This is a genomic window from Thermohalobaculum sp. (assembly GCF_058622915.1).
This window is the reverse complement of the sequence record NZ_JBZSYN010000083.1, coordinates 1-7580: the sequence shown is the minus strand read 5'-3', so window position 1 is coordinate 7580 and position 7580 is coordinate 1. Positions and strand designations below refer to the sequence as shown.

Genomic DNA, 7580 nt, shown 5'->3' with positions numbered 1-7580 from the left:
TCGTCGGCGTCGGGCTGGGGGGCTCCAAGGACATCTGCATGGTGCTGGGCAAGCAGGCGGCCTGCCTGCGCACGGTCGGCGACCGCAACCCGGACCCGGGTGTCGCCGCCCTGGAGCTCGAGCTCAGGGAGCTCGGCAACTCGATCGGCATGGGGGCGATGGGCTTCATCGGCTCGTCCATGTGCGTCGACGTGCATGTCGAGGTCGGCTACACGCACACCGGCGGCATGCCGATCTCGGTGCATACCTTCTGCCTGTCGTCGCGCCGCGCCACCGCGCGCATTCACGCAGACGGGCGCATCGAGCACCGCACCGATCCCAAGTGGTTCACCCCCTACATGCGCCGGGAGGGCGTGTCATGGACACCGGAAAGCTCCGCAAGGTCAGCCTGACCCTGCCGGCGACCGACGCCGATCTGGGCCGGCTGAAGCTGGGCGACGTGGTCTTCCTCGACGGCGTCGTCTACACCGCGCGCGAAGGCGTCTACGAGCGCGTCCTGGTCAGGGGCGAGCCGTTGCCCGAGGGCATCGAAGGCGTCACCAACGTCAACTTCCACTGCTCGCCCGCCGCGGCGCAGGAGGGGGATGCCTTCCGCATCGGCGGCGTCACCGCGACGGCCTCGTTTCGCTTCTCGAAATACATGGCCGACTGGCTCGACCGGACCGGCACCAAGGTCATCATCGGCAAGGGCGGCATGGCGCGCGACGACTACAAGGCGATCCTGGCGCCGCGCGGCGCCGTCTACCTGACGACGGTCGGCTATGGCACCGGCGCGCTGCTCGGGCGCGGGGTGCGCGGCGTGCGCGCGGTGCACTGGCTCGAGGAGCTGGGAATCGCCCAGGCGATGTGGCTTTTCGAGGTCGCGAACTTCGGCCCGTTCCTGGTCGAGAGCGATCGCGAGGGCAACTCGCTGTTCGCCCAGCAGGGCGACGTGATCAACCGCGGCATCGAGCGGCTCTACGAGGGGCTGAAGCCGCCTGCCCTGCATCGATACGGGGAAACCGACGACCGCTCCGACGAGGTGATGTAACACCCTGGCCCGGCGGCCCGCGGCATCAAGGCGCAGGGCGCGACCGTCCTTATCGCGGCGCAGGCCGGGGCTTGCCACGCTTTGTTAACCCAGGGCGCCTATCGTGTGCTTACGGCGGCCGGCGCGACTGGCCGGGCGCCTGGGCACATCTCCTCCCTGTCGGACTGGCCGCGCCGGCCGGCGCGGCCGATTTTTCCTTTGTGCAGTGCGAGATAGCACCGTTGACCCAGCTCTCCCGCGCGGTAGGATAGGCCCCCTATCGGCACGGCCGGTTTGACAGGGATAACCAGAACAACCTTGGCCGGTTCAATCGGTCTTTAGAAGGGGCGCCACCCGGCGCCCCTTCGCTTGCTCCGGCGCTTTCATCGCGGCGCCTTGATTTCGCGTGCTCGCTTGGCAAGACTGCCGCGCGAGAATCACCGCCCGGACCGAGATAGGATCTTCCAGTTGACCGCTACTCGCAAACTGACCCTCGGCGCTTGCCTGCTGGGTTTTCTCGCCTTGCCCGTCGGCGCCGCTGCACAGCAGGGTGGCCCGCCGCAGCCGCCGAAAGAGACCGTGAAGGCGACCTATGGCGCCTGGGACGTGGTCTGCGCCCAGACCAAGCCGGAGCTGTGCGTCATGCGCCAGATCGGCAAGACCAAGGACGGCAAGAGCGTGATGGAGGTGCGCATCCGCAAGCTCGATGGCGTCAAGACCAAGGACGGTCAGGTGGTCCCGGCCGCGATCCGCATCCTCACGCCTCTGGGCACGATTCTGCCGCCCGGCGTGAAGGTCGAGATCGATGGCAGCCAGCCGCGCTCGGGCCTTTTCAAGGTCTGCGTGCCGCAGGGCTGCATCGTCGAGGATCCCATGTCGGAGACCTTCCTCGGCCGGCTCAAGACCGGCAAGGTCGCGCAGATGACCTTCGGCCTGCTGCAGAAGGGGAAGACGACCGTCGACATTTCCCTCAACGGCTTCACCAAGGCATTCGGATCGCTGTGATCGCGGCCGGCGCGGATCGGGCGCTGGCGTCGCGCGGCCCCCGGGGCGCCGCCAAGTGCCCCTCGGTGCCCCTCAGTGCCCCTCGGTGCTCCTCAGTGCCCCTCGGTGCCGCTCGCCGTCAGGAGCCGCCGCGCCGCCCCAGCTCGCGCAGCCACGCGGCCATGCGCGGCAGCCGCGCCAGCGCCCGGAACTCGCGCAGGAAGCGCTCGCGCGGCACCGCCGGCGCTCCCATCATGATCGCGCGCGCCGGCACGTCCCGCGCCGCGAGGCAGCCGCCGGCCAGGATCGAATCCGGCCCGACGGTGACGTGATCGCTGACCCCGGCCTTGCCGCCCAGGACCACCCGGTCGCCGATCACGGCGCTCCCCGCGACGCCCGCCTGCCCGCAGATCAGGCAGTCCTCGCCGATCCGGGCGTTGTGTCCGATCTGCACCAGATTGTCGATCTTGCAGCCGGACCCGACCACCGTGTCGCTCGCCGTGCCCCGGTCGACGGTGGAGCAGGCGCCGATCTCGACATCGTCGCCGAGGCGGACGGCGCCGAGCGAGTTTATCCGGCGCAAGCCCGCATTGAGCGGCTCCGGCCCGATCCGGCCGGTTCTCCTGGCGCTCTCGATGCCGTCCCCCTCTGACGTGACGAAGGAGAAGCCGTCGGCGCCGATGCAGGCGTTCGGCTGGGCGATGAGACGCGCGCCGATGCGCACGCGCGCACCGATGCGCACGCCCGGATGGATCAGCGCCCCCTCGCCGATCGCGGCATCCCGGTCGACGGTGACATGCGCCATGATCCGGGCGCCGTCGCCGATCCGGGCGCCGGGCCCGATCACCGCGAACGGCCCGACCCGGCAATCGGTGCCGAGCACGGCCGCGGCGTCGATTTGGGCCGTGGGATGGATGCCGGGCGCCAGCCCCGGGTCGGGCGCGAAGACCTCGCCGAGCATGGCGAGCGCGAGGCGCGGCCGCGGCGCGAACAGCGCGACGGCAAGCCCCAGCGCGGCCCAGTCCGCCCCGGGCCACAGCACGGCGGCGCGGGCCCCGCACCGCTCGAGCGCGTCGGCGTATCGCGGCGACATGGCGAGCGCGAGGTCGTCCGCCCCCGCCTCTGCCGGCGCGGCCGGCCGGCGGACCCGAAGCTCGGTATCGCCCTCCGCGGCCAGGCCGGTCGCCCGGGCGATCTCGGCAATGCTGTAGCTCGCGAGGCTCTGGCTCATGGGGCGCTTGCCGGGTCGGCTCCTCGGGGCTGACACTGCCGACCTTGTTCCATGCCCCGGCGCCGCCTGCAAGCGCCGCGCCCGCTTCCGGCCGGAACCTGCCGCCGGCCGATCAGCCGCCGACGAGCTGCACCCCCGCCGCGTGCAGTGCCGCCGCGACCAGCTCGTCGCGCTTGTAGACATCGGCCCGGAACTGCCAGGTTCCGTCCGGCTCGACCCAGGCCGTGCGATAGGTGACATAGACCGGGATCGGCCGCTCGAGCGTGACCCAGTGCTCGCCCGGTCTTGCGCGCAGCCGGTCGAACAGCGCAGCCGGGTCGTTCGACTGATAGGACAGCAGCAGGTGCGCGAAGTCGATCGGGCGCTCGAGCCGGATGCAGCCGTGGCTGAAGTCGCGCCGGTCGTACCCAAACAGCCGGCGCGCCGGCGTGTCGTGCATGTAGATCGAGTGGCTGTTGGGGAACAGGAACTTGACCGCGCCCAGCGCGTTGTCCGGCCCCGGCAGCTGGCGGATGCGCCAGTGGAAGCTCGACGGCGTCACGGCGTTCCAGTCGATCATGGTCGCCGGCTCGTCGGCGCCGATCAGCTCCATGTTGTTCTGCTCGAGATAGCTCGGATCCTTGCGCAGCTCAGGCAGGATCTCCTTGGTGGCGATCGAGCGCGGCACGTTCCAGTTCGGGTTCACGACGATGTAATCCAGCCGGTCGTTGAACTCGGGCGTCTGGTGATCCTTCGCCTGTCCGACGATGGTGTGGGTGCTGAAGCGGGTCTGGCCGTCCTCGATCAGCGACATGCTAAAGCCCGCGAGGTTGATCAGGATGTGGCGCGGGCGCATGTCGCGGTCGAGCCAGCGCAGGCGCTCGAGGTTCACCGCCACCTGCCGGGCCCGGGTCCGGGCCGTGGTGTTGAGCGCGGCCAGAGTGTTCGGCCCGACGGCGCCATCGGTGTTGAGCCCGTGGCGCGCCTGGAAGCGCCGGATGGCTGCCTCGAGCGCGGCGCCGAGGCGCTCGGGGTCGCGGTCGGCCGGCGCCGCGTCGTTCATCACGTTGCCCGCCGCCACCCGATCGACCTTGCGCAGGTCGCCCAGCGCGGTCAGCCGGGCACGCAGCTGCACGACCCGCGGGCTGCGGTCTCCGAGCCGAAGCGTCGGCCCGTCCGGGACCGGCGGCCCCCAGCCGCCCGCGCGGGCGATCCGGCGGATCCTGCCGTAGAGCTCGAGCAGACGCCGGTACGCGGGATCGGCCGGCGCCAGGCCGGCGAGGAAGGCCGGCATGTCGCGGGCCCGGGCAGCCTGGGCGAGCAGGCGCGCGGGGTCCGGACGCGGCGGCGTCACGTCGAGCTCCGGCGACACATCACGCGGCTCGAGCAGGCCCGAGGACAGGTCGCGCGCATAGCTCAGGTAGAGCCGGGTCAGGCCGAGCTCGAGCCCGGCGCGCGCCGCCGGCCCCTGAGCCGCGCCAAGCGCCTTGCGAAGGTCTGCCGTGTCATAGCGCGCGGGCGGCAGCGCCTGCGCGTCGGCCCGCCCCGCCCAGTCCAGCAGCGCCGCGGCGGCGCCGGTGGCCGCGCCGTCCTGCGCGAGCCAAAGCGGGGCGTAGCCGCGCGCGGCATAGAACGCGCGCTCGGCCGCGCCTGAGCCGCGGATAATCTGCGCGCGCACTGCCTGTGCCAGCGGCGATCCGGGCTCCGCAGCCGGCGGCCGGCCGCCGGCTGCGGGCGCATCGGCGCTCGCAAAGGCGGCCGAAATGCACACGGCCAGCACGGCGGCCACTGCCAGCCGAAGCCCAGGCGTTGTCATTTCACCACCCTTGTTGCGTAAAATCTACACTGCGGCGTCCGTCCAGCGGACTAGGTAAGCACGCTGTCCATTCCAGTCTCGAATACACCAATTTTCCAAGCAAGTTTTTTACTTGAAGTGTGGAAAACGCCGCATCCGTTGTCGTCAGCTGCATGACCGCGAAAACGCATTAACCCCGTGGAAGGTTGCCCGTTGCACAGTTGCAACTTGGCCACAGAATCGGCTTGTGGCATAAACTTCGGATAACGCGACCGACGCAAGTGACCAAAGTCACATTCGATCTTGAGGCGGCAGTGAGCAGCATGATCCATCCGAACGCGATGACGCGGCGCGCCCTATTGGGCGGCCTGGCGTCTCTTCCCGTGCTGGCGGCCGCGCCGGCCATGGCTTCCGTTCCGGCCAAGCTCTCGGCTCCCGCCGTGCTGCGCGGCGCCGGACAGTTCCACAAGCTCGCCATGGTCAACGACCGCACCGGCGAATGGCTGAACACCGTCTACTGGGCCGACGGGGCCTACATCCCCGAGGCGCTCGGGGCGCTGAACCACATCCTGCGCGACTGGCGCGAGGACAAGGTTCACAAGATGGATCCCGGCGTGCTGGACATCCTCGCCGCCACGCACCGCGTGCTCGGGACCGACGAGCCGTTCACCATCGTGTCGGGCTACCGCACGCCGAAGACCAACGCCATGCTGCGCCGCCGCTCCAGCGGCGTGGCGAAGAACTCCTACCACATCAAGGGCATGGCGATCGACGTCACGCTCAAGAGCCGCTCTGTGGCGCAGATCAGCCGCGCCGGGCTCTCGCTCAAGGGCGGCGGCGTCGGGCGCTACACCCGCTCGGACTTCGTGCATCTCGACTGCGGCCCGGTCCGCACCTGGGGCTCCTGACTGCCGCCGGCCCCCCGCGGCGCGCAGCCGGCGGCCGTCTCAGGGCCGGACCGTGCCGTCGCCCTCCACCAGATACTTGAAGCTGGTCAGCTATTCCACGCCCACCGGGCCGCGGGCGTGCAGCTTGCCGGTGGCGATGCCGATCTCCGCACCCATGCCGAACTCGCCGCCGTCGGCGAACTGGGTCGAGGCGTTGCGCAGCAGGATGGCGCTGTCGAGCCGCGCGAAGAAGTAGTCGGCCACCGCGTCGTCCTCGGTCAGCACCGCCTCGGTATGGGCCGAGCCATGCGCGCGGATGTGCTCGACCGCGCCGGCGACGCCCTCGACCACGCGCACGGCGATGTCCATGTCCAGATACTCGCGGCCCCAGTCCGCGTCGGTGGCCGGGATCACCCGCGGGTCGAGCGCCTGCGTCTGCCGGCAGCCATGCACCCGCACCCCCGCCTCGAGCAGGTCGCGCACCGCCTCCGCGCCCAGCGTGGAGGCGACGGGCCGGTCGATCAGCAGGCACTCGGCGGCGCCGCAGATGCCGGTGCGCCGGGTCTTGGCGTTCAGGATCACCCGGCGCGCCTTGCCGGCATCGGCGGCCTTGTCGAGATAGACGTGGCAGATGCCCTCGAGATGCGCGAACACCGGCACGCGCGCCTCCTTCTGCACCAGCCCCACCAGGCCCTTGCCGCCGCGCGGCACGATCACGTCGATGAACTGCGTCATGCGCAACATCTCGGCCACCGCCGCGCGGTCGCGGGTCGGCACGCGCTGGATGGCGTCCTCGGGCAGGCCGGCGGCGCGCAGCCCGGCCTCGAGGCAGGCGTGGATCGCGCCCGACGAGTGAAAGCTCTCCGAGCCGCCGCGCAGGATCGCCGCGTTGCCGGCCTTGAGGCAAAGCCCCCCTGCGTCCGCGGTGACGTTGGGCCGGCTCTCGTAGATCACGCCGACGACACCCAGCGGCGTGCGCACCCGGCGGATGTGCAGGCCCGAGGGCATGTCCCACTGAGCCATCACCGCGCCCACCGGGTCGGGCTGGGCCGCGACGCTGCCGAGCCCCTCGGCCATGGCGCCGATGCGGGCAGGCGTGAGCAGCAGCCGGTCGAGCATGGCCGGCGACAGGCCCTTGTCGCGGCCATAGGCCATGTCGGTCTCGTTGGCGGCGAGGATTCCGGCCTCGCTGGCGAGGATGGCGTCGGCAGCGGCCTCCATCGCGGCAGTCTTGGCGGCGGCAGGCGCGGTGGCGAGCGCAGCTGATGCCGCGCGGGCGCGGGCACCGAGGCCCTGCATCATCGTCGTCACGTCGATCGGCCTGTCCATCACATCCCCCAGATCACCATGTCGTCGCGATGCGCCAGCGCCGCGCGGCCCGGATAGCCGAGGATAGCCGGTATCCGGTCGGATTTCTTCCCCGCGATGGCGCGGGCCTCTGCGGCGTTGTAGCTCGCCAGCGCAGCACCGACCGCCTCGCCGGCCTCGGTGACGATCGCCACCGGGTCGCCGCGCTCGAAGGCGCCGTCGACGCGCCGCACGCCGGCAGGCAGCAACGACTTGCCGCGCCTCAGCGCCGCTACCGCGCCCGCATCGACCACCAGCGCCCCCAGGGGTTTCATGCCGGCGATCCACTGCTTGCGTGCCGCGGTCGGGGTCGCCTTGGGCAGGAACCAGGTCGCTAGGCAACCATCG

The 7580-nt window shown here is 71.1% G+C and carries 8 protein-coding genes; 4 read left to right on the top strand and 4 right to left on the bottom strand.

Annotated elements, in window-relative coordinates; genetic code table 11:
• The 3 genes from AC32QD_RS07160 to AC32QD_RS07150 form a co-directional block, all read left to right on the top strand.
• A partial coding sequence (locus tag AC32QD_RS07160; RefSeq protein ID WP_492009802.1) for a fumarate hydratase occupies positions 1 to 392 on the top strand: 392 nt, incomplete at its 5' end.
• Positions 359 to 1030: a fumarate hydratase C-terminal domain-containing protein gene (locus AC32QD_RS07155; protein ID WP_492009801.1), complete on the top strand. Its 672-nt coding sequence runs from the start codon at positions 359 to 361 to the stop codon at positions 1028 to 1030. The genes AC32QD_RS07160 and AC32QD_RS07155, both read left to right, overlap by 34 nt.
• A 558-nt stretch (positions 1031 to 1588) precedes the next feature.
• Positions 1589 to 2014: an invasion associated locus B family protein gene (locus tag AC32QD_RS07150; RefSeq protein WP_492009800.1), complete on the top strand. Its 426-nt coding sequence runs from the start codon at positions 1589 to 1591 to the stop codon at positions 2012 to 2014.
• A gap of 118 nt (positions 2015 to 2132) precedes the next feature.
• On the opposite strand, the gene lpxD is transcribed toward AC32QD_RS07150, so the two are convergent.
• Complete coding sequence (gene lpxD, locus AC32QD_RS07145) at positions 2133 to 3224, bottom strand: UDP-3-O-(3-hydroxymyristoyl)glucosamine N-acyltransferase (protein ID WP_492009799.1); 1092 nt, start codon at positions 3222 to 3224, stop codon at positions 2133 to 2135.
• 112 nt (positions 3225 to 3336) lie between these two features.
• Positions 3337 to 4881, bottom strand: a complete 1545-nt coding sequence (locus AC32QD_RS07140; RefSeq protein WP_492009798.1) for a L,D-transpeptidase family protein — start codon at positions 4879 to 4881, stop codon at positions 3337 to 3339.
• 440 nt (positions 4882 to 5321) lie between these two features.
• Here AC32QD_RS07140 and mepK point away from each other — a divergent pair, with 440 nt between their 5' ends.
• Positions 5322 to 5906: a peptidoglycan L,D-endopeptidase MepK gene (gene mepK, locus AC32QD_RS07135; RefSeq protein WP_492009803.1), complete on the top strand. Its 585-nt coding sequence runs from the start codon at positions 5322 to 5324 to the stop codon at positions 5904 to 5906.
• A gap of 90 nt (positions 5907 to 5996) precedes the next feature.
• Here mepK and AC32QD_RS07130 read toward each other — a convergent pair whose 3' ends face one another.
• Both AC32QD_RS07130 and AC32QD_RS07125 read right to left on the bottom strand, forming a co-directional pair.
• Positions 5997 to 7214, bottom strand: coding sequence for a glutamate-5-semialdehyde dehydrogenase (locus tag AC32QD_RS07130; protein WP_492009797.1), 1218 nt, complete (start codon positions 7212 to 7214; stop codon positions 5997 to 5999).
• Positions 7214 to 7580 (bottom strand): PUA domain-containing protein (locus AC32QD_RS07125; RefSeq protein WP_492009796.1); only part of this gene is annotated, 367 nt, incomplete at its 5' end. The genes AC32QD_RS07130 and AC32QD_RS07125, both read right to left, overlap by 1 nt.